This is a genomic window from Romboutsia sp. CE17 (assembly GCF_012317385.1).
GTDB lineage: Bacteria > Bacillota > Clostridia > Peptostreptococcales > Peptostreptococcaceae > Romboutsia_E.
The window spans coordinates 211,733-234,903 of record NZ_CP051144.1; the positions used below are offsets into that span (position 1 = coordinate 211,733).

Sequence of the window (23,171 nt, forward strand, 5' to 3'; positions counted from 1 at the left end):
AAATTGGAATTAAAAAATGTATCAAAATGGTACACATTAATTGTTAAAAGCAAAAAATATATGTTTGGTTTGACCAAATATATATTTTTTTTTTTATTTAATTCACCACATAATTCCTTACAATATATAAAAAATAATAAATACGGCTACCAACTATATATAATAATTGTATATTTTTATTCAGTTATATATAATCTAAGTATAGATATTTAACTAATTAGCTAAATATCTATATTTTGTTAGAAAGGGGTTGCTATATGGATAAAGCATTTAAGGCTTTGAGCGATAAGACAAGAAGAAAAATATTAAAATTGCTAAATGAAAAAGATATGAATGCGGGTGAAATAGCTGAACATTTCGATATGTCTAAACCATCAATATCAAAGCATTTAGATATTTTGAGAGAAGCAGAGCTAATAAGCTCTGAAAAAAAAGGTCAATTTATAATTTATTCTATTAATACTTCTGTAATTCAAGAGGTACTTGGAAACTTCTTGGAAATATTTAAAAAATAAAAGGGGGAGAGTATTATGAGAAAAAATGATTTTACAAGAATTTTATTATTAATCATATCGATTTCAATGTTTGTCATAGGGTTTGTAATATCTGATATGAATATTGAAATATTAATATTAGGGATTTTAGGTATTGTTTCTTTAGTTATATTAGATAGACAAGCAACTAAAATAGTAGAGTTGTCAGAAGGTAATCCTAAAGTTAAAACTGTTAGATTATTAAATATGTTTACCCTGCTTATCGTTATACTTTGCTTTATATTTGCTTCATTATCACCTGATAATCAAATATCTATTACTGAAGACAACAAAACATTAATTATTGGTTTGATGTCAGTATGTATGATGTTTTTTGGTAACTTATCACCTAAGATACCCTTTAATAGGTATTTGGGGCTAAGACTTCCTTGGACAATAAGAGATGAAGAAACTTGGAAAGTTGCACATAGATTAGTAGGGTATTCGTCTTTTCCTATTGCAATAATAATGTTTATTATGTCATTTTTCATTGATGATAATACAGTAGGCATGGTTGGATTTTTAACTTGGGTTATGATACCTAGTATATACTCTTTTATATTTTATTATAAGAAATTAAAAGGTTTAAATTAATAAATTGATATTCTAAATAAATTTCAACTCATTAATTAGATTTAATATTATATATGATAAATAAAAGTTTTAAATTGTTATATAATGCGAAGTAAATACTATGATTATTTTATATGCTCACGAAAACATCTATTTTAGTGAGTAATTGCTTAATCCTAATTTTTGATATAATAATTATGATATTAATAAGGGACATGGAGGATGAAAATGGAGATTAGAAAGATACGAATGGAAGATGCTGATAATTATTTAGATATGCTTTTGAATTTAGACAATGAGACTAAATTTATGATGTTTGAACCTGGGGAACGCCCTACTGATATTAATATAATAAAAAATATAATTGAAAAAAGTATTAATGGTGATGATTTAGTTTTAGTAGCTACGGATGAAGAAAGTATAGTTGGCTTTATTTCTGTTCAAAAAGGAGAATATAAAAGAATTAAACATACTGGGTACGTTGTTGTTGGAATACGTGAAAAATACAGAGGTAAGGGAATTGGAAGTAAATTATTTTCTGAACTAGATATATGGGCTATAGAAAATAAGATTACAAGGCTTGAACTTAGTGTAATTTGTTCTAATACTATAGCAAAACATCTTTATGAAAAAAATGGATTTGAAGTAGAGGGTATTAGGAAAAATGCAATGATTATAGATGGTAAATATGTAGACGAATTTTCTATGGCCAAGATATATAATAGTTAAATTATAAGGAAAGAGACTTACTTTCTTTCTAAATATGTTATACAACTCAATATATTACTTTATGATACACTTCATTACTTTATTACAATGTTTAAATACTTTGTAACACTTTGTGATACTTTATCATATCTTATAATACATTTCATTACTTTATTATGATGTTTAAATACTTTGTTCAAATAAAAAACGGCTCATTCATTTCCCATAATTAGAGCCTATTTAAATTCAGAAAAAGTACCAAATCGTTTTTGTATTAAGTCGTTTAATGCGATTTAATGCATACATCTAATAATAAATTTTTATAAAATCTTTTTTATATTGAAATGTAAAAAATCTTTTATTTTAGTTTCTATGTTAAAACATTTATGTAGAAATTAATTATATCATGGAGGAATTAAGTAATGAAGAAAAGTACATTACTATCTTTATTAACTGCAGCTACAGTTATTATAACTACTGCAGGAACATATGCTGTGTGGGACTCTTTAACAGATTCAACAACTGAATCTATTACATTTAGAAATCCTGTCACAGTTGAAGTTAGTCCAGAGTATACATTAACAGAAGCGGCGGCTTCTTTAGGAGTAGATCCATCAGCATCAGGTGATGTAACATTTACTGTATCAAATGATAATAATTTAGCCAAGCAATTAAAAATTGTTCCATCAGTTTCAGGTGGTACTGCATCAATTAGTGACTTTGATTTTGTAATTACAGATAAGAACAATATGTCTACACCATTAACAGGAGATGCGACATCTGGATTTGTTGATACAACTTTAGATTCAACAATTTATACTGTTACAGTTACACCTAAAAATAATTCGGTAGCGAGACAAGAAGTATCTATAACATTAACTGCAACATTAGAATAATAAATTTTATATACTTAAGTAGTCACTAATAATTAGTGACTATTTAAGTATGTAAAATTGGAGCGTATTATGAAAATATTAAAAAAATTTATTAAAATTATTTCCTATTTAGCAATTTTATTGCTAGTAACTTACATGGTTTTGATAATATTAGTTCCCCAAAAGGTAAATAATATTATTCATTATAAATTTTATACAGTTCTAACAAGCAGCATGGAGCCAACGATTCCTACATACTCATTAGTGTGTGTAAGAACTTTCAAAGAAGATGAAGTTATAGACCTAAATTCACAACAAATCATTACTTTTAATGCAAATCGTTTTGGAGAAAATATAATTATAACCCATCACTTTAATAAAACAGAAATTGACGAGAATGGAAATATAATTTATAGAACAAATGCTGAAGGTGCAGAAAACTTAGACGCATACAAAACTAAAAGAAGCGATTTAATTGGAACATATATTTTTCATATTCCATACATAGGGAAATTTGTTCTATTTCTAAAAAGTAAATTTGGATTTATATTGTACGGAGAACTCACTATTATATTTTTAATAAATAATTTGATAAGGGCTCGATGGGAAGAAAAACTTGATGATTAATATGAAATGGAAGGATAAAGGATGAAGATATAGAGTATTTAAAGGTAGAATAGGGGTGAATATAAGATATAGTTCTTTTTAAGTTTTGCATAAATAGATTCAATTTTAATATTAAATATTTTTTTAGAAAACGTTATACATTGTTAATTATTTTCAGATATATGGAAAAAAATTCATATAATATGTAATATTTTCCGATATACTTATTTTTTATGAAATATAGTTATTTCAATGTGTTCAAGATAAATTTTCCTCTTTTTTTAGATAGTAAAATAAAAAAATGTCAAAAAAAAAACTTTTTCCTTTACATTTGCTGGAATATAGTATAAAATTAAATTGTTATTAAAATAACATTAGGAAAAACAATAATTGTTTTACAAACATAAAAATTATAACTACGGGGAGAAAAAAAGATGAGTACAATTCCAGCAAGAAATTTAAGCAATCATTCATCACAAAACAATATTAAACCATTTGGAAAACAAGATAAACTTGGTTACATGTTAGGGGATTTCGGTAACAGTTTATTATTCAACTTCATAGGAAGTTATTTATTAGTATTTTATACAGATGCATTTGGAATAAGTGCAGCAGCAGTTGGTACTCTTATGGCAGTATCAAGAATATGGGATGCGATAAATGACCCAATGATGGGAGTTTTAGTAGACAAAAGAAAAGCAGGAAAAGATGGTAAGTATAGACCTTATATAAAATACATGGGTGTACCACTAGGAATATTTACAGTATTAACATTCTTAGTAATACCTAATATGCCAGAAGGAATGAAATTACCTTATGCATATATAACTTATATAGGATTTGGTATGGCATACACTGCTATAAACATTCCTTATGGATCATTAGCATCAGTTTTAACTAACGATCCAGTTGAAAGAACAAGCTTATCAACTTTAAGAAACTTAGCAGTATCATTCTCACAAATACTTCTTATGGTTTTAACACCTAAGTTAATATTTGATGCTTCAGGTGCTATTTCAGTAAAAGGATTCGTTATAGTATCAGTATTATATGCAGTAATAGCTAATATAGCTTATAGATTCTGTTATTCTATGACAACTGAAAGAGTTGATGTTGAAGTTAAAGAAGATGCTCCAAAAGTAAGCTTAGGAGAAACTTTAAAAACTTTATTTAAAAATAGAGCTTTAATAGGATTAATATTAAGTTCATTAGGTACATTAACAGCTTTATTTATACCAACAGCTTTAAACGTTTACTTATTTAAAGACTATTTTGGAGCTCCAGGACTATTAAGTATAGCTGGATTAGTTGGTATGATTGGTACATTTATAGTATTACCTTTTACTACTAAATTAGTTGCTAAATTCGGTAAGAAAAATGTTGCTACTTACAGTAGTATAATATGTATAGTTTCTTACGGTATACTAGTATTTTTCCCAAGTCAAAATCCATGGGTATATATAGGATTAACTTTAATATCTGGTGTAGGTGTAGCATTCTACAACATGCTAGTATGGGCATTAGTTGGTGATGTTATGGATTACCAAGAATACTTAAGCGGACAAAGAAGTGATGGTACAGTTTATGCTGCTTACTCATTATCTAGAAAATTAGTTCAAGCTATAGTAGGTAGTATAGGTGGATTTGCTCTTGCAGCAATAGGATATCAATCAGGAGCAGCTACTCAAACTGCAGAAGTTGCAGAAAGTATAAGAATGATAATAACTGTAGTTCCTCTTGTAGGATTTATATTAGGGGCATTATCTCTTAAGTTTGTATATAACTTAAATAACAAAAAATTAAATGAAGTAAGCGAAGAATTAGAGAGAAGAAGAGCTCAATAATCTTTATATAAATATAAAGGAGTTATCAAGTGATAGCTCCTTTTAGTTTCTAAATAATAAAGAGTGTAGATTTTATCTACACTCTTTTATTTTTAAAGTAAAAAGGTGTATCAAATTGTATCAAGTAGAATGACATCATTTTATGATATCATATTAATTGAGAGCATTAATTTTAGGGGGAGAATAATGAATAAGATAATATTAATAGGAGGCGGAATAATACTCCTTGTAGGTTTAAGAATAGGAATTGTGAAACTATCAGAGAAACTTGAGATACCTGTGAAAATGCAAGAAGTAGTAGATTTTACAGAAACAGTATATAGAGATGATGATATACATGTTAAAGAGAGTACCTTGGAAGAAGAAATAGATTTGGCTAAAGATTTTTTTGCTAGACATAGTGATGAACCGGTAGAATTTTTTGTATCAAAGTTTAATCTTAAAATTTTTGTAGATGAAGTTAATAAAATTTATACAATTAAAGATTTAAAAACAGAAGATAAAAGTCAGTATGAAAATTTAAATCAAGTATTTGAATACCTAGAAAATCTTGAAAATTAGGTTTTAAATGAGTGAGTAAAATAAAAAATTCTAAATTATTCTATAATTTAAATAAGTATTGTATCAAAGGGGGTAATATATGAAATATGATTATCAGCTTACAAAAGAAGATTGGGGAAATATACGTTTTTTAATGGATCAAGCAGATAAAACCTTTGAAAGAGGACAAAAAATTGTAACAATATTTCTTCTTATTTATGGATTAGGTTTTAATATATATTGTTTATGGAACAAAAAATATATGTGTGATGTTATATTTTACAATATATTACTTATGATGTATGGTGTATTTATTTCTGTGCGTAAAGAATATATTCGTAGTAAATTTCATAATAAGATGAATACTTTATTTTTGAAAAGAAAACCACAATTTCTTGAACCACAAACCATATCAATAGAAAATAATACTATTGTTAATACCATAGGAAATTATAAGGTATATAAAAAATCAATTGATGATATTATGTCTTTTATAGTATTAGAGGACTTTATTATTCTAATTGTGGTTGGAATAGGTTGCATGACTGCTATTCCATCCCGAGTTTTTAGTAGTGAAGAAGAAAGAAATCAATTAATTGAAATTCTAAATAAAAATAATAAAATAAGAACATTATGATTTAGCCGGATAGAGTAGTGTTTTTACTATAAATTATTTTTTATTAAATTTGAATTTAAGTTTATATTTTTGCAAATTTACACTATAATTTTAATATGTCAGATTAAAGGTGGTGATTTTTTATGGATATTCTTATGGGTATATTTGTATCTATTGCAGATTTTATACTAACCTTATTTGCAGGTGATGATATCCAAAAAGTTTCAAAGTTTTTAAAGAAAAAAGGTTTAATCTGATATAAGTAATATTAAATATTTAAATTAATAGAGCAATAGAAAAAATATTGCTCTATTATGATGTTAAAAACAACATTTCAATTTACTTCATAGTTCATTTAGCGAGAAATACAATTAGAAATAGATATATTGAATTGGCATAGATTAAACGATCCTTTAATACAACTATTTCTTATTTGGTAAATTATTCAATAGGATTTATAATATAAGGAAGTTCACAATTGTTATAAAGTGCGAAATTATATATTATGATATAATCATAATATAGCTAAACAAAGGGAGTGATGAAATGAGAGGACTACTAGATCCTAAGATGGACTTTGTGTTTAAAAATATATTTGGAAGTGAGAAAAATCCTAAAATATTAATATCATTTTTAAATGCAACGCTAAAACCCAAATATTTGATAACAGCAGTAGAAATAAAAAATACTGACATAAATAAAGATTATATAGAAGACAAATTCTCTAGACTAGATGTAAAAGCTACTACTAGCAATAGTGAAGTTATAAATATAGAAATTCAATTAAAGAACGAATACAATATGATAAAAAGAAGTCTGTATTATTGGTCTAAACTTTATTCAGAACAATTAAATGAAGGTGAAGATTATAATTTATTAAAAAGAACAATTTGTATAAATATATTGAATTTCAAATATTTAAAAACAAGAAAGTTCCATAGCGGATATAGATTAAAAGAAATTTATAGTAATGAAGAATTAACGGATGTAGCAGAGATTCATTTTATCGAAATTCCTAAACTAGAAGAAGGAACTGATGAAAAAGATATGTTAGCAAACTGGATTGAGTTTTTAAAAGATCCTGAAAGTGAGAAAGTTAGAAATTTGGAAATGAATATAGAAGAAATTAGACAAGCAAAAGATGAACTAATTAGAATGAGTAATGATGACACTCAGCGTCAAATTTATGAAATGAGAGCTAAAACTCTAAAAGATAAAGTAAGTGCTTTAAATGAAGCTGAAAGAAAGGGAGCAAAAAATAAAGCTATAGAAATAGCAAAATCTTTGTTGGATGTATTGGATGAGAAAACTATATCATTAAAAACAGGTTTATCAATAGATGAAATAAAAAATTTAAAATAAAATTAGATAATTGAGCTATTGATGTAAAATCAGTAGATTCACTTCACAATTTTAGTATATTACGAATCAAAGTATATAAAGATAGCTAGACATGTTGGTATCAGCAACCGTCTAGCTATTTTTAGTTCAATTAAGAGCTCTAGTATTTCTATAACTTAGAAAATAATATATACCTTCACTAAATACTATAATCAAACTTTATATTTATGAAGTATATTAGTAATAATAAAAAAGTAATGTGATATATATGTAATATAAAGATATAAATATATCACACTAACAGGGGAGATTATTTATGAAAGGTATAGGAAAGTACTCAATTTTATTTGCATTGCTTGGGCTTTTAGGCTTTAAAGAATTAAATGGTGATCCATTACACATGTTGTACTTTGGCTTTTCTGCTAACTTATCTGTTATTTGGTGGAATAAGTTAGGTGATTATGAAGATGAACGTTTAATTTATAATAAACATAGAGCAGGTACAATAGCATTTTACATAGGTTTTATCATAGCAGTTATATCAACTGTATTAATTAGGTTATTTACAGTAGATTTGCTAATACTTTATAGATTACAAATATTAATAATAGCACTTACTTTTGCAATATCAATGAATTTATGGGCATTCTTAACTTATAAATTTGATTTTGGGAATTAAAAATTATGACAATGTTTATTAGTAATTTAAAGAAATATCGTCAATTTAATGAGTTAACTCAAGAAGAATTAGCTAAAAAAGTTAATGTTAGAAGAGAGACTATAGCTCGTTTAGAAAATGCGAAATACAATCCTTCACTTGAATTAGCAGTTAGGATTTCAAAGGAGTTAAATACTCCTATTGAAGACTTATTTATATTTGAATTTTAATTGGGAACAAAGTTTAGTTAAATTTATGAATGGTAAAATTGATATAATCAAAGTTCGTAACTGTGATATAATACTAATTGAAGAGAGGGATAGAGATTTTATGGATGAGATATTATTAACAATTGCTATAGTTCCAACTATATTATATTTTATATATAGTATAGTCTGTTATAAAAATAAGAAGGTAACTTATATTATGGAGAGTAAAAAAGGAAAGTTTACTATTCTAAATGATAAGTATTATAAGATACAGTTAATATTTAGTATACTCAATTGTATATTATTAATTTTGGAAAGTATATTACTCATACCTGGTTCTTTTGAAAGAGATTCATCAACGTATCTGATTTTTTATGTATTAACATTTTGGACAATTAATTATTTGCTAAAATGGATATCTTTGAAAAAAAACTATGCACAGTTAGTAAATTAAATAAAAAGAAACTACAATCTAGTCGGATAGCGTTGTGGTTTCTACTATAATTTATTTTTTAGTAAATTTAAGTTCAAATTCTAAACCACTTTTTCTACTGCCAATAGATAAGTGGTTTTTTATTTTATTATATAAAAATAAGTAAATGTAAAAACTTATGTAATTTTAGTTAGATCTATGAATGGTGAAATTGATGTTAATATAATCAAAGTTCGCAATTGTTATATAATGCGAAATAACGACGATTTTGATATTATATAGATTAATAGAAAATTGAAAGGCGGGGTAATTTGTGGACTCTATTAAAAATATGCTTCTAGGTATTGCTATCCTTTTACTTACAATTATTATACATTTATTCTTGAATGATGGATATATCACTGATTTTATAGCTATTGTTGGTGTTATTTTAGTTATTGTAGGTTATTATTCAAAAGATTAATAGATTCTAATTTAGCGGATAGATTTGATGAACAATCTTAATAAATTGAGAACTAAATAAAAATAAAAAGGTGTATCAAAAAAGATACACCTTCACTATATAGCATGAAAACTACCAATCAAAATTAGATCTTACTATAACTAAGTTTTTAGGGAATCTATGAATGGTGAAATTGATGTTAATACAATCAAAGTTCGCAATTGTTATATAATGTGAAGTAGGTTGAGTTTAGCGTGTAGATAAAGCTCGGAGACAGTGATATATATTATACAGAGGAGGTATAATTTGAGTAACAAGAGGATTAAATTCACATTTATAAAAAGAAATATTATAACATTAATCTTTATCTCAATAATTATATTTATTGGATATTCAGCTTTTAATATTTGGACTTTTAAGGACAAGGTAGAATTAGTCAAAACAGATGCAGCTATTGTACTTGGTGCTGCTGCTTGGAATGATAAGCCATCACCTGTTTTTCGTGAGAGAATAAATTATTCTATCTGGCTTTATGAAAACAATTATGTAGATAAAATCATTTTTACTGGTGGTAAGGGAAAAGATGATAAATATGCTGAATCTGAAGTTGCAAGAGATTATGCAATTAAGAATAATGTTACCCCAGAGGATATTTTGATTGAAACCAAATCAAAAATCACAGAAGAAAATTTAAAATATGCTTATGAAATTGCTACTGAAGAAAACCTAAACACCTTTACTATAGTAAGCGACCCTTTGCATATGAAAAGAGCAATGCTAATATCAAAAACTATTGGAATGGAATCATACACTTCTCCTACGCAAAGCTCTGTATATAAAACATTGAACAGCCAAGTTCCATTTTTCTTCCGAGAGTTATTTTTCTATATTGGTTATATAATTAGTTTGCCTTTTAGAATATTCTTTTAAATAGCTTAAAGTTAAATAAATATAGTCTAAAAATAGCAGGTTTACTTTTGAGGTGAAAAAGTGATTTTATCAATAAAAATAAAATGGTGTATCAAAAAAGATACACCTTTACTACACAACGCCAAATTTACTAATCAAAATTAAGTCTTACTATAATTAATTTTTTAGTACAGTCTATTAATGGATAAGTTTTTCAGATATGTTACTTCGTAGGGACGTATTATACCTTTAAAAGAAATATTAAAAAATAATAAATAGGTTATGTTAGATAATTATGTAATAAATTTAAAATAAAAACAGGCATACATTTAGTAGTATCAATATGTATGCCTGTCTTTATTTACTTTTATTCCAAGTGTATTAAGATTGTTTAGTAGATTTTTTTTTATATTTAAGAATTAAATCTGCTAAAAAAGTTGCTATTAATGATATAAATGTATAAATAAAACACCATATTAGGAAACTTGAATTAAGTATAGTAAACGTAGCAATTAAATATCCTACAAAAACAACGCTTAAAATAATTATTTTTTTCTTTATTACAAGCTGTGCAATTAAAGATATTATAAAAGTAAGCAACGGAAGGATGATTAACACCATTCCGAATGGATTATAATAAATACTAAATATATTCATATAAATTTATCCCCCTAATTTTTAATATAATTCGTTATATATAACATTTGTGAAATTCTTATATTATAAGCATTATTGAATAGTTTTCTATATTTTGCCTATAATATATTAATACTGCTCAATATACTTATTTATATTTACCTTAAACAGAATTACTTTTTCTTTATTGTCATACCTATAATCATTCCACCTAGCATTCCAAAACATATACCATAAGAAATAGATACTGGTCCGAATTTATTCATAAATGCTGAACCTATAGCTGCCCCAAAACACATTCCTAAGGACATTCCAATAGACATATAATTTTCTTCTATATAATCTTTTTTTTCATTAGATGTTTCATTTTTCTTCTTAGTATTATTTACTAATAAGACTACTGCAATAGCAATAGCAGCAACAGCTATCAATGGTAAAATAATCAAAATAAAATCACTCATACTTTTATACCCCTTTAATTTTTTCTAATTTAAAATATATAACAATTGTGAAATTTAATTATATCACACATAATATTCAAATATTTTCCAATTGTAAAATAATTTCATTATCTCTAATTTAAGATAGATTAAATAACTTAATACTTCTTATGCTACTGCAAATAGATAAGTGTTTTTTATTATATAAAGTATTTATAAATCCCAATTTGTAGAATGAATTAGATCTACTATAACTAATTTTTTAGTACAATCTATGAATGATGAAATTGATATAATCAAAGCTTATAATTGTTATATAATGGAAAATAAATATATTTTGGGTATAATATAAGTAGGAATTGTTAAAAATTAGGAGGTTATTAGGGTGGATTTGTATGTAAAAGTTGAAGAAAAACTAAAGGAACTTGGAATAGAATTTGAAATTGTAGAACACGAACTAGCACTTACAACTGAACAAGCAGATAGCTTTATTGAAGGAATTGAAGGGGTTAGAACGAAGACTATGTTTTTAACAAATAAGAAGAAAACAGATTATTATTTGCTAATTATGGATGATAAAAAGAGACTTAATATGGAGTTGTTCGGTGATATTGTTCAATCTAAAAGAATTAAGATGGCATCGCCAGACAGCTTAAATGAGAAAATGATGTTGCCACCAGGTGTGGTATCTCCTTTTGGTTTGTTAAATAACAAGGAGAAAGATATTAAAGTTTACTTCGATAGAGAAATAATGTCAGAAAAAAGGATGAGCTTTCATCCAAATACAAATGAAAAAACAATTTTTATAGATACAACTGATTTAACAAAGTTTATTGAAGAAATGAGCTATGAAGTTAATATAATCGATTTATAAAAAGTTTTATAAGGTAATTGGGAATAGGAAAGTTGATACAATGTGTCAACTTTTCTTATTGGAATTTTATAAAAAGGGGGAATATTCGGTAATATGAGTAAATCAAATAAAACAGTATTAATAATATTGTTTATGATCATAGTTTTTATCTTTGTAAGTAAATATATTGTAATTAATAGAAAGGATATTTTACTAAACTATAATGAAAAAGATTACGAGTATACACAATTTATAGTTGATGTAGAAGGAAATAAAAGTATATCAGAGTACCATCTAATTAATGAAGAGTATTATAAATACAATAAATCTAAGTCAAAAGAGTGGATTAAAGAAGATACTAAAATAAAAAACTTAGGCAATCAGTATTGTAAACCTAGAATAGATATATTGAAATCAATAAAAAATTTAGAAGAAACAACAAATATTCCTAAAAGTATGATACCTGAAATGTCCATAGATTTTTTGATTCAAAAAGATAAGTTATTTGATAAGGATTCATGGCATTATTATGAAGGACAAGTAAGTATTTATCTAAAGGATAATATCATTAGTATAGATAAATTCAGATTTAAAGGAGATGATAAAGACAATATGTTCAAAAAAACAAAATATTATATTATAGATGATAACGTAAGAGAAAATGTAGATAAAATATTAGAGCAAGTTATAAATAAAAAACTATAAATGGATATAATTAGCCTAATAATATTAATAAATTGAGAACTAAATAAAAAGGGTATCAAATTGCATCGGGTAGAATGACATTATTTTATGATATCATATTAATTGAGAGTATTAATTTTAGGGGGAGAATAATAAGTATTGTATCAAGGGGGATATGTAATGATATTTAAGAAGAGGTATGTTTTAGGATTGGCAATTACCATGGGCTTAATATTTATGGGAATAGAAAGTTTTGATAATTCTCAAAGTAACTTAGATGATATTGCTAAGGTAGAGAAAGTATACGAAATCAAAGAAAATAAAAATGGACAAACTTATGGTAGCGAATTATCTAGCACAGAATATGACAATGGACCAGACTTAATATCTTTTGAGATGAAGAATGGTGAAGTTGGTTATGTTTATAGAGATGAATTTTATGATAGTGCAAATCAACCTAATAATCCAGAAGAAGCAATGGAATATATGGATATGGTAGAGAGAAATATTAAAAAATATGGTTATTATAAATTAATTCCTGTCTATGAAGAAGATGGAAAAACAGAAATAGGTTCATTTGAAATTGGTGGAAACTAGGAATATAATTCACAATTGTTATATATTGTGAAATAGAATTATTTTTGATAACATATATATCAAAAAAATATTTAAAGTAAGGAAGAAAAAATGAACATAATTATAAGAAGAGAATTAGAAAAAGACTATATAGAAGTAAAAGAAATGATAAAAAAATCATTTGAAACAGCAGAGCATACAGATAATAATGAACATAATCTAGTTGAAAAACTTCGTAAATCAGATAATTTTATAAGTGAATTATCTTTGGTAGCACAAAAAGATGATAAAATAATTGGTCATATACTATGTACAAAACTGGACATAGTATGTGATAAAGAAGGTCATACATCACTAGCATTAGCACCTCTTTCAGTTCATCCAGATTTCCAAAGAATGGGTGTAGGTGGGATGCTAATAAAAGAAGCTTTTAAGATTGCAAAAGAATTAGGATATAATTCAATATTTGTTTTAGGAAGTGATGAGTATTATCCTAAATTTGGATTTGAAAAGAGTACAAACTTTGGTATAAGTGCTCCTTTTGATGTTCCAAGTGAGTATTTTATGGGGATAGAATTAACTAAAGATGCTTTAAAAAATGTATCTGGAGACTTAGTATATGCTAAGGAATTTTTTGAGGTATAAAATTAATAAATTACAAATTTAGTAATAAGTTCAAATTCTAAACCACTTTTTCTACTGCCAATAGATAAGTGGTTTTTTATTTTATAATATAAATAAATAATAAAGGTAAGGGGATTTTAAAAATGATAAATAGAGATACTAATGAATCTTGGGCTATCAGAACATCTACAGATGATCTACTAAATTTTATTATATTTACTGGCTGTATGTATAACTTAATAGATGATGAAAATTTTGATGAGTCAAATACACCTTGGCCGACTAAATTATCAAATCCAGACTTTGACAATTTACATATTAGTAAGCTAAAGTCACAGTGGAAGCAATGGTTTAACAATACTATAAGAGAAAGATATAATGATATTAATTCTGATAAAATGTGTGTAGCTATTGGTGAAAAATATAATATAAGTAATTTCTTAGAACTTGAATATACAGAGCTTAGAGAGTGTTGCAAAAAGTCATATCCACATTTTATAGAATGGTGGGAAATGCAGGCAGGAGGCAAAAGTGCTATTTCTTTCTATGAAATTATTGTTGGTAATAGGTTTTGTGATTATGTAGAGGAATTAGAGCGTAAATTAAATAGAAAAGCTAAGCCATTTAATCTTTATATAGATATAGTATATACAGGAGTTCCTAATGTATTAGATATAAGTGATGAATATGTTGTAGTAACTCCTAATGGATATCTTAATTTAACTAAGGATTGGTGGATGAAAAAACTAATTAAATTAATATAATAATTACTTTATAACACAAAAGCTACTAATCAAACTTAGGTCTTACTATAACTAAGTTTTTAGTATAATCTATGAATTGTGAAATTAATGTTGGTATAATCAAAGTTCGTAATTATCTAACAGAGTCTAAATTTAAAAGTAATATATACAATTTATTTTGTATAAACATGTAAATTTAGTATGCAAATTAATAAAAATGAAAATACAATCTATAAATTATTTCATAGAAAATAATTGGTAAACATAAGTAGAAATTATATAGATGAAAGTAAATAAAGTAATTTAAGTAAGAGAGGGGACGAATAGGATTGATTGCAGAAATACAAGGTAAGATTAGTAGTACAGGCTCCAATCTTAATGAAAGGTTAGAGGATAATTTAACGGGAAATTTTTTTGGAACACTTAGATATATGTCTTTTGAAAATGGGTTAAAAAAAATTTTATTACAAGGTGTAACACCAAAGAATGATAATGTGATAGAGATTATAAAAAATATTAATGTAGAAGAATGGAGTGATAATATAAGTTTTTGGCCTTATGATAAAGAAGGAGAGATAGATGTTATTCTTGATTTTGATAATTGTATTATAGGAATAGAAGTAAAATACCTTAGTGGAATTTCTTCAGATGATGATATAAGTAATGATGAAAACTCATTTGAAGATAAAATAAAAGAAGATAAGAGTATACAACAATTAGCAAGAGAATCTAGGATTATATCAAAAAAAGGTCCTAACAAAGAAAAGATACTTATATTTATTGCAGACCAACAGTCATGTATTGATGTATATAAAGATGTAACTAAAAGAAATATAATCGAAAAAGATGTTAATCTAGTATATATTTCTTGGCAAAATATATTAGAAATCATGAAAAATTTACAATGTACTAATAAATATGAAAAAATAATAATTGATGATTTAATAAGCTTATTAACAAAAAAAGGTTTTGATCAATTTAAGGAATTCTTAATTGAAGATTTAATAATCAATGAAGCTTATTATGAGTTTGGAGATATAAAAAGAGAAATAAATAAGTATTATATATGCTTTTTTAATGAAAAAAATATTGAGGGAGATTTATATTATGAATTCTAGTGAAAATATAAGAAATGCATTTAAAGTTGTCTATAAAACATATGAAAACATTGATAAAATGATGAAATATTGTAAAGTAATATGTGAAGATAATAATTATGTTCAATGTACTAATAAATTCTTAAGATGGAAATCTGATAGTGATTTTTATGGCTGGGCTATAAATAATTTTATTTTGATATTTCAAAATAAATCAGATATGGAATATGAAAATGGTTTGAGAAATGGTCCTTTATATGTATTGGAAATAGATTTTAACTATGAATGCATACCAACTGTTTACATATCAAAATATGAATATAAAAATATTGATACATGGTCAGGACAATTTTCTGCAGCTGACAACTGGCGTTTTTATTGGCCTGTAAGAAAAAGAGAATATTTTAAACAAGAAAAGATAGGAGAGTATGACATTTACTTACCAGAAGTAAATAGTGAAATAGCACGTGAAAAATATTATCTAGGTCTAGAAAGAGCTGTTAGATATTCGGAAGATTTAGTTGACATAAATTCGGATAATATTGCAGAGAAGATCTTTGAAAGATTTAATTTATTAAGAGATATATAGACAATTATTGACAAAGTGAATATATAATGCAGAAAAATTAAATTTATATAATCTACTTTCATAATTTTAATATATTAAGAACAATTTATATCAAATTAAATAAATAACCATACCTTATAATTCAAATTATTGAAAATACTAAGGTATGGTTACTTTTATCAAAAATTTATTATAAATATAAACTATTATAAATTAATAATAGCTAATCATAGCTACTGCACCAAATAACACTAGAATAGATATAAGTAAAAATATACCTACACATAAGGCAATTGGTAAAACTAAATTAACGCCACCTCTGCTAAGAATTACCCTGTGCTTAACATCTTCATCTAGATTATTAAGTTCATATAAATTCTTTTCAATATGTTTTAAGTAGATGCTATTACCAAAGATACCAGCAAGTATAGGGATAGCAAGACGTAATATAGATCCTATAAAAGGTATATATGATAATATAAATGACAATACCATAATACCGAATCCATACGTATACATTTTTCTATAAAGGAACCATAGAGAGGATAAGAAAAATGATGCCCAGTTCCAGCTAGTAGATTTTTCGTATTTTTGCATTTTTTCAAACTTAGGAATATAGTACTCAGGATTTTTTTGAATAAAATCAACCATATCTTTATTATTCCAAGAAGCAGTATTACTACTATCAGAGTTAACACCGACTAGATTTTTATAGGGTTCACTATTATTTATAGCTGATTTTATACTATTAGCAGTTTCTTTTATATTGTCTTCGATGCTTTTTAGGCTATTACCACAAGATGAACAATATTTAGAAAGCGAAGAGTTTTTTAATCCACATTTTGAACAAAATATTATATCTTCTTTTATAGAATCATCATTTTCACTATCTTTTATTTTGTCTGATGAAATATCTTCATCTAAATTTGCTTTACTTTCCTCGCTCATAAAATACTCCCTCCTTTATTTATATATTTTTAATAAACTTAATTATAATATATGAATAAGAATATCTTAATATCACACACAAACATTAAATATAGACACTACTTGATTTATTTGTGATAAATTAATCTAGATGGTACAAGAGAAAAATATGCTTTATAAGAATAAGTCATAAAATTATACTTAAAATTCAACTATGTATGATATATGAACTATGAATTTACATTATAAATTTGATGCTATACCTCATAGGCTACATAGGTATAATAAGTTTAATTTTTGAGTTAATATAGTATAATAAAAATATAGATTAAATAAAAAAAGAAACTACAATCTAGTCGGATAGAGTAGTGGTTTCTGCTATAAATTATTTTTTAGTAAATTTAAGTTCAAATTCTAAACCACTTTCTCTACTGCCAATAGATAAGTGGTTTTTTATTTTATTATATAAAAATAAGTAAATGCAAAAACTTATGTAATTTTAATTGGATCTATGAATTGTGAAATTGATATTAATATAATCAAAGCTCGCAATTGTTATAAAGTGCGAAATAAAAATGTGTAAAAATAATTTAAATATGATATAATAACGGTATAAATAAAAAATACTCAGTGCTACCAACACTGAGTATCCTTAGAACATTTATTTTGTTTTGGGGCTATCAGAAAAATCTAAACATTAAGAAATTAGCGCTTATCTTGTGAGGATGGGGCGCTTTTTTCTTTGCTTTTAATTTCTATATCAAGTCCAATTACTTTGATTTTAATTCTTATGTAATTAAAAAATATATTACTTTTTATATTTAAATTAATAAAAACTAACAAAAGTAGTATTACTAATATAAACTCAAGCATTTCTGATACCACCTCCTTTGAGTATAGTGAAAGTTCACTGATAACCCATGGAGGATAAAAATATTCAAAAAACCCCCGTAGCCATCCATCTACGGTATTAACTTAACTAGTATACCATAAAAATAAATTAAAATATAGCTATAAATCATATTAGATTCATAATTTTAATAAATTACGAACTAAATAAAAATAAAAAGGTGTAATCTATGAGCAATGAAATTGATATTGATATAATTAAAGTTTATAATTGTTATATGATGTAAACTAAAAAGAGGGTACTTTATAGTTTTAAAAAGAATAGTAAGTAATTTGTGTGATAAAGTTACAGAAAAACATATATAAGAAGTATATTATATATAGAGAGTAAATAATAAAAAACATTAAAAAAGGAGATAAAAAAATGACAAAACCATCAGTTTATCATAGCCAAGGGTATAATTGTGCAGAAGCATTAATAAAATCATACAATGAAGAACATAATACAGATATACCAGTAGCACTTGGAAGTGGAATGGGTACTGGAGTGACAGTAGGAAGTTTATGTGGTGCTGTAAATGCTGCAGCGATGATAGTAGGATATATAAAAGGAAGAGATAGTAATGAAAACACAAATGAGGCTAGGGGATATGCTAGAGAATTAATGAGCAGAGTAAGAGAAAAATTTAATTCTGAAATTTGTGCAGAACTTAAGAAAAATAAAATAAGTTGTGCAGAAATAATTGATTTTTCATATGAAGCTTTAAATGAGACACTAGACAAATAAAGGGATTATTAATAATTTTAAATAAGAATGGATTTAATAAGGTATATGAAGATAGCTAGATTTATTAATATAATAGATCTAGCTATTTTTATGCAATTATCTAATATAGAATTTGATTTATTCCTACAAAATTATAATGTTTATTTTATATCCACATTATATATACAATTTGAAGTAATTTCCGTAACATAAACTATATTTATTTAATAGAATTATATTTTGCTTTAGAAATTAATTGAGTCATAGTTCCCATTGGACAATACACACACCAAGATCTAGGCTTATATAAAATCATAGTTACTATACCTAGTATTGTTGATGTTAGCATTATGCTATAAAATCCAAAAGCAAATTGAGCTACCCAAGGTGATACCATACTTGTATTAACCCAGCTCCAAGGTAATTTAAAAGTCCAAAGTAATGTTACTACTTCTTTTAGTTCTTTAGTTCCAGAAAATACTAGATAAGTATTAAATAACATAACTATAAACATAGTCATAAAGAATGTTAAAAATCCATATCTAAACCATTTGCTTTTTAAAAACTTAGGTATGTTATTATGTCTTGATAAATTAAATTTATTACCTAATATATCTAACATCTGACCTCTACCACAATAAACATTACAATATTTTTTACCCCCTCCAAATATAGATATTATTAGTGGTATTGAGAAACATAATAATCCTAACCATGCAAATAAAATATTAAAGAATCCTAGAGTTAAGTAAGTTACACTTATTATCCACATATAATCTTTGAAAGTTTTTTTATTTTTCTTCATACTATTGATTAACCTCCAAAATTTTTACTTCTATAACTGATGCAGGACAAGTTTTAGCACATTTACCACATCCAACGCATTTTTCAAAATTTATATTAGCAAAAACTCCTCCTTCAATAGTTATTATTTGAAGTGGGCAGACTTTAACACAGCTACCACAAGCTACGCAATATTCTTTATCAACTATTGCTTTCTTTTTAATTTTACTCATGTTATCCCTCCAGATTTAGATATTATAAGTATAATTATATTGATTTTTAATAAAAGTTAAGTGATTAAATCACATAGGAATTTTTACTTACAAAGCAATTTTAAACCTTTAATATCAACTATTTTTATGTATCCTCTTCCCATTTCAATCAAATTATCTTTTTCAAATCTTTTCAACATTCTACTTATAACTTCTCTTGATGAGCCTAAATCATTTGCTATGGCTTCATGAGTTATATAAATTTCAGATGAATTTTTTAAGTAATGTTCATTTATTAAATAATCAGATATCCTATGTTCTAGACTAAAAAATACAACTTGTTCTAGTACCCACATAATTTCAGATAATTTATTTTGAGTTACTTCAAGCATAAAATTTTGAACACTTAAATTTCTATCTAATACTTCCTTAAAGAATTTGCCATCTATTATAATAAGCGATGCATCTTCCTCAACTTGAAGATTTATATCATAAGAAAGATTTTGATAAACGCAAGATGATGATAATATGCATATATCATTTTGAAATAATCTGAAGAGAGTTATTTCTTTTCCAGATAATGATGACATAAAAGCTCTAAGTTGGCCCTTAGCAACTAATACTATACCAGAACAGGACTTATACTTTGAGTAAATTAATTCACCTAATTTATATTCTTCTATATGGCTAGCATTATAAATCATTGTTTTTTCTTCTTCAGATAAATTTTTGAAAAACGGCAAATTGTCATTTAAATATGATTCTTTATTTATATTCATTCAATACACCCAATCCTTTTGTTAATTTATATATCTATTATAATAAAAAAAATAACAATAAATGTGATAAAGTCACAAAGTATATAGTTGAGATTCATAATATTAATAAATTGAGAACTAAATAAAAATAAAAAGGTGTATCAAAGCGATAAACCTTTACTACATAACGAAAAGCTATCAATGAAAATTAAACCTTACCATAACTAAGCTTTTAGTACAATCTATGAATGGTGAAATTGATATTGATATAATCAAATTTTGGTATAAGTTCTCCTTTTGATGTTTCAAGTGAGTATTTTATGGGTATAGAATTAACTAAAGATGCTTTAAAAAATGTATCTGGAGACTTAGTATATGCTAAGGAATTTTTTGAAGTATAAAATTAATAAATTGTGAAGTTAAAAGAGTGATAGATAGCTTTTTTAAAAATCAATTATTTCTAATTTATAAGTATAAATAAATAAATATAATAATATATATAAGATAAATTAAGTTAATAAAAGGGGGATTTATGAAAACTTTAAAAGGAACAAGAACAGCTGAAAATTTAATGAAATCTTTCGCAGGGGAATGTCAAGCAAGAACAAGATATACATATTATGCAAGTATAGCAAAGAAACAAGGGTATGTGCAAATATCAAACATATTTATGGAAACAGCAGAACAAGAAAAAGAACATGCTAAGAAATTTTATAAATATTTAAAAGAAGATTTTGTAGATGAAATGATAGAAATAACTGCATCATATCCAGTATCATTCCACGAAGATACTATGGCAAACTTAAAAGCTGCTGCTGCTGGTGAAAATGAAGAATGGGCAGAATTATATCCAGAATTTGCAAAAGTAGCAAGAGAAGAAGGGTTTGAAGCCATAGCTATAACTTTTGAAAGAGTAAGTGAAGTAGAAAAAAGACATGAAGCTAGATATAATAAATTAGCTAAAAATATAGAAGAAGGAAAAGTATTCAAGAAAGACGAAAAAGTATTATGGAAGTGCTTAAACTGTGGTCATATACATGAAGGTGAAGAAGCACCTAAGGTATGTCCAACATGTGTACATCCACAAGGATACTTTGAAGTGTTTGTAGAAGCATATTAATAGCTATCTTTAAAATAGAATGAAAATAGTTCATAATATTAGTAAATTGCGAACTAAATAAAAATAAAAAGGTGTATCAAAACGATACACCTTTATTACATAGCATCAATCAAACCAACCTTACAAAGATTATTATACTTCATCACAACAAACTTATGAGGAATACCAACAATCCTAGCAATATCCTCAGTAGGAACCCCCTCATACCTAATGAAAATATCATCATCTAACAAAAATTCAGCACAAAAAGTATCAGCCTCAATATCCAACTTCTTACCAAGAACCTTATCGTACTTCTCAACAAAAAATATATTCAAATTAGTATGAAGTAAAAAATGACCAAACTCATGGGCAAAAACCCAATTTCTATCATACTCACTAAGATTAGGATTAATAAGAACGCAAATAATCTCATCAGTTTTAAAGTAACAGCCATCAGCTATATGAGTACCATCAAAACTATCCAAATATGCAATAATGGCATGCCTCTTTTTTAAGTGATCAAGAGCAGTAAGTGAAGGATCAATCTCCTTAATTTTTTTAGCTAGCCCCCTTATATAATCTAAATTCAAAATCTTCTCCCCTTTATAAAATATAAACTAATTATAAATCTTTTCTCAATTTCTCATCCTCAATAGCCATATTTATACCTATTTTAATAGCCTTAATAACCGTATCAACAGACTCCTTAGAAGCAGGTTTTCCACAAAACATTAACCCATCAGTAGATAATTTACTTTCTATATCTTTTAAAAGATTCTCCATATCCATAGTAGATTTTTTAGATAAATCATATTTATCATAATTCATATCATCACTAATACCTAATAAATAATCAGCAGAAACTTCTAATGCTTCAGCAAGTCTTGAAATAACAGCTGATTTAGGCTCTCTAATTTCGTTTTCATACCTGGATAAATTAGCTTCAGATATATTTGCCTTTTTAGCAAACTCTCTTTGATTTAAATTTAAATTCAATCTAGCCTTTCTTATTCTTTGCCCTATACTATCCAAAATTACCCACCCCTTTTGCATTAAATTACAAAATTATTAAATATACTACAATCATATCACAGTGTTACTAAAAAGGAAATAAAAGTGTAAAAATGGTAATAAAAATAGGATATACCTTCATATACTTAAAAAAAGTAACAAAAGTGACAAACAATTTTGTTCATTTTTGTTGACACTGTAAAAATTTGGAGCTACTATTTAGTTACATAAAGGCAATAGAAATTTTACGAAAAA

General features: G+C 25.7%; 31 protein-coding genes. 23 read left to right on the forward strand and 8 right to left on the reverse strand.

Translation table 11 applies throughout. The features are described 5' to 3' along the window. The first annotated feature begins 257 nt into the window (after positions 1–257). From HF520_RS01030 to HF520_RS01095, 14 genes are all read left to right on the forward strand, one after another. Complete coding sequence (locus HF520_RS01030) at positions 258–515, forward strand: autorepressor SdpR family transcription factor (RefSeq protein ID WP_168572259.1); 258 nt, start codon at positions 258–260, stop codon at positions 513–515. 15 nt (positions 516–530) lie between these two features. Beyond that, the gene (locus tag HF520_RS01035) at positions 531–1,127 is read left to right on the forward strand and encodes an SdpI family protein (RefSeq protein WP_168572260.1); all 597 of its coding nucleotides are present in this window, start codon (positions 531–533) and stop codon (positions 1,125–1,127) included. Positions 1,128–1,334: 207 nt separating this feature from the next. Beyond that, positions 1,335–1,835, forward strand: coding sequence for a GNAT family N-acetyltransferase (locus HF520_RS01040; protein WP_168572261.1), 501 nt, complete (start codon positions 1,335–1,337; stop codon positions 1,833–1,835). Between the two features lie 401 nt (positions 1,836–2,236). Next, positions 2,237–2,710 carry a hypothetical protein gene (locus HF520_RS01045; protein ID WP_168572262.1) on the forward strand — a complete coding sequence of 158 codons (474 nt, stop codon included), beginning with the start codon at positions 2,237–2,239 and terminating at the stop codon, positions 2,708–2,710. A 69-nt stretch (positions 2,711–2,779) separates the two neighbouring features. Next, entirely contained in the window at positions 2,780–3,316 is a 537-nt protein-coding gene (locus tag HF520_RS01050; RefSeq protein ID WP_168572263.1) for a hypothetical protein, read from the forward strand. A gap of 413 nt (positions 3,317–3,729) precedes the next feature. Further along, complete coding sequence (locus HF520_RS01055; RefSeq protein WP_168572264.1) at positions 3,730–5,139, forward strand: MFS transporter; 1,410 nt, start codon at positions 3,730–3,732, stop codon at positions 5,137–5,139. A 186-nt stretch (positions 5,140–5,325) separates the two neighbouring features. Continuing rightward, positions 5,326–5,700 carry a hypothetical protein gene (locus HF520_RS01060; protein ID WP_168572265.1) on the forward strand — a complete coding sequence of 125 codons (375 nt, stop codon included), beginning with the start codon at positions 5,326–5,328 and terminating at the stop codon, positions 5,698–5,700. Between the two features lie 79 nt (positions 5,701–5,779). Continuing rightward, positions 5,780–6,316, forward strand: coding sequence for a hypothetical protein (locus tag HF520_RS01065; protein WP_168572266.1), 537 nt, complete (start codon positions 5,780–5,782; stop codon positions 6,314–6,316). A 525-nt stretch (positions 6,317–6,841) separates the two neighbouring features. Continuing rightward, a complete protein-coding gene (locus tag HF520_RS01070) occupies positions 6,842–7,657 on the forward strand; it encodes an Rpn family recombination-promoting nuclease/putative transposase (protein WP_168572267.1) in 816 nt (271 codons plus the stop codon). Between the two features lie 295 nt (positions 7,658–7,952). After that, positions 7,953–8,315: a DUF3796 domain-containing protein gene (locus HF520_RS01075; protein ID WP_168572268.1), complete on the forward strand. Its 363-nt coding sequence runs from the start codon at positions 7,953–7,955 to the stop codon at positions 8,313–8,315. Positions 8,316–8,320: 5 nt separating this feature from the next. After that, a complete protein-coding gene (locus HF520_RS01080) occupies positions 8,321–8,524 on the forward strand; it encodes a helix-turn-helix transcriptional regulator (RefSeq protein WP_168572269.1) in 204 nt (67 codons plus the stop codon). Next, entirely contained in the window at positions 8,496–8,957 is a 462-nt protein-coding gene (locus HF520_RS01085; protein ID WP_168572270.1) for a hypothetical protein, read from the forward strand. The genes HF520_RS01080 and HF520_RS01085 overlap by 29 nt, the downstream gene beginning before the upstream one ends. A gap of 292 nt (positions 8,958–9,249) precedes the next feature. After that, positions 9,250–9,399, forward strand: a complete 150-nt coding sequence (locus tag HF520_RS01090) for a hypothetical protein (RefSeq protein WP_168572271.1) — start codon at positions 9,250–9,252, stop codon at positions 9,397–9,399. A 285-nt stretch (positions 9,400–9,684) separates the two neighbouring features. Then, a complete protein-coding gene (locus HF520_RS01095; protein ID WP_168572272.1) occupies positions 9,685–10,308 on the forward strand; it encodes a YdcF family protein in 624 nt (207 codons plus the stop codon). Positions 10,309–10,668: 360 nt separating this feature from the next. Here the strand turns inward: HF520_RS01095 and HF520_RS01100 are convergent, their stop codons facing one another. Continuing rightward, entirely contained in the window at positions 10,669–10,944 is a 276-nt protein-coding gene (locus HF520_RS01100; protein WP_168572273.1) for a DUF2651 family protein, read from the reverse strand. Positions 10,945–11,096: 152 nt separating this feature from the next. After that, positions 11,097–11,384, reverse strand: a complete 288-nt coding sequence (locus tag HF520_RS01105; protein ID WP_168572274.1) for a DUF2700 domain-containing protein — start codon at positions 11,382–11,384, stop codon at positions 11,097–11,099. A gap of 364 nt (positions 11,385–11,748) precedes the next feature. Between HF520_RS01105 and HF520_RS01110 the strand changes: the two genes are divergently transcribed. The 7 genes from HF520_RS01110 (at position 11,749) to HF520_RS01140 (ending at position 16,529) form a co-directional block, all read left to right on the forward strand. Further along, positions 11,749–12,237 carry a prolyl-tRNA synthetase associated domain-containing protein gene (locus tag HF520_RS01110; protein WP_168572275.1) on the forward strand — a complete coding sequence of 163 codons (489 nt, stop codon included), beginning with the start codon at positions 11,749–11,751 and terminating at the stop codon, positions 12,235–12,237. Between the two features lie 93 nt (positions 12,238–12,330). Then, on the forward strand, positions 12,331–12,921 hold the full coding sequence (locus HF520_RS01115) for a hypothetical protein (protein ID WP_168572276.1): 591 nt from the start codon (positions 12,331–12,333) through the stop codon (positions 12,919–12,921). A gap of 159 nt (positions 12,922–13,080) precedes the next feature. After that, positions 13,081–13,497 (forward strand): hypothetical protein, encoded by a 417-nt coding sequence (locus HF520_RS15190; RefSeq protein ID WP_168572277.1) that lies wholly within the window; start codon positions 13,081–13,083, stop codon positions 13,495–13,497. 90 nt (positions 13,498–13,587) lie between these two features. Beyond that, on the forward strand, positions 13,588–14,121 hold the full coding sequence (locus tag HF520_RS01125; protein WP_168572278.1) for a GNAT family N-acetyltransferase: 534 nt from the start codon (positions 13,588–13,590) through the stop codon (positions 14,119–14,121). Positions 14,122–14,243: 122 nt separating this feature from the next. Next, positions 14,244–14,864 (forward strand): hypothetical protein, encoded by a 621-nt coding sequence (locus HF520_RS01130; protein WP_168572279.1) that lies wholly within the window; start codon positions 14,244–14,246, stop codon positions 14,862–14,864. A gap of 308 nt (positions 14,865–15,172) precedes the next feature. Further along, the gene (locus HF520_RS01135; RefSeq protein ID WP_168572280.1) at positions 15,173–15,961 is read left to right on the forward strand and encodes a hypothetical protein; all 789 of its coding nucleotides are present in this window, start codon (positions 15,173–15,175) and stop codon (positions 15,959–15,961) included. After that, positions 15,951–16,529, forward strand: a complete 579-nt coding sequence (locus HF520_RS01140; RefSeq protein WP_168572281.1) for a hypothetical protein — start codon at positions 15,951–15,953, stop codon at positions 16,527–16,529. Before HF520_RS01135 ends, HF520_RS01140 begins: the two co-directional genes overlap by 11 nt. Positions 16,530–16,721: 192 nt before the next feature. On the opposite strand, the gene HF520_RS01145 is transcribed toward HF520_RS01140, so the two are convergent. After that, complete coding sequence (locus HF520_RS01145; protein ID WP_168572282.1) at positions 16,722–17,456, reverse strand: DUF2628 domain-containing protein; 735 nt, start codon at positions 17,454–17,456, stop codon at positions 16,722–16,724. A 1,252-nt stretch (positions 17,457–18,708) separates the two neighbouring features. On the opposite strand from HF520_RS01145, the gene HF520_RS01150 reads away from it, so the two are divergent. Then, a complete protein-coding gene (locus HF520_RS01150; protein WP_168572283.1) occupies positions 18,709–19,071 on the forward strand; it encodes a C-GCAxxG-C-C family (seleno)protein in 363 nt (120 codons plus the stop codon). A 199-nt stretch (positions 19,072–19,270) separates the two neighbouring features. Here the strand turns inward: HF520_RS01150 and HF520_RS01155 are convergent, their stop codons facing one another. From HF520_RS01155 to HF520_RS01165, 3 genes are all read right to left on the reverse strand, one after another. Beyond that, on the reverse strand, positions 19,271–19,855 hold the full coding sequence (locus tag HF520_RS01155; RefSeq protein WP_168572284.1) for a 4Fe-4S binding protein: 585 nt from the start codon (positions 19,853–19,855) through the stop codon (positions 19,271–19,273). A 1-nt stretch (position 19,856) separates the two neighbouring features. Beyond that, positions 19,857–20,066, reverse strand: a complete 210-nt coding sequence (locus tag HF520_RS01160) for a DUF362 domain-containing protein (RefSeq protein ID WP_168572285.1) — start codon at positions 20,064–20,066, stop codon at positions 19,857–19,859. Between the two features lie 83 nt (positions 20,067–20,149). Further along, entirely contained in the window at positions 20,150–20,824 is a 675-nt protein-coding gene (locus tag HF520_RS01165) for a Crp/Fnr family transcriptional regulator (RefSeq protein WP_168572286.1), read from the reverse strand. 511 nt (positions 20,825–21,335) lie between these two features. On the opposite strand from HF520_RS01165, the gene rbr reads away from it, so the two are divergent. Further along, positions 21,336–21,923, forward strand: coding sequence for a rubrerythrin (rbr, locus tag HF520_RS01170; protein ID WP_168572287.1), 588 nt, complete (start codon positions 21,336–21,338; stop codon positions 21,921–21,923). Positions 21,924–22,018: 95 nt separating this feature from the next. Here the strand turns inward: rbr and HF520_RS01175 are convergent, their stop codons facing one another. Both HF520_RS01175 and HF520_RS01180 read right to left on the reverse strand, forming a co-directional pair. Then, on the reverse strand, positions 22,019–22,495 hold the full coding sequence (locus HF520_RS01175) for an ImmA/IrrE family metallo-endopeptidase (RefSeq protein ID WP_168572288.1): 477 nt from the start codon (positions 22,493–22,495) through the stop codon (positions 22,019–22,021). A gap of 31 nt (positions 22,496–22,526) precedes the next feature. Further along, positions 22,527–22,937 carry a helix-turn-helix domain-containing protein gene (locus HF520_RS01180; RefSeq protein WP_168572289.1) on the reverse strand — a complete coding sequence of 137 codons (411 nt, stop codon included), beginning with the start codon at positions 22,935–22,937 and terminating at the stop codon, positions 22,527–22,529. Positions 22,938–23,171: the final 234 nt, after the last annotated feature.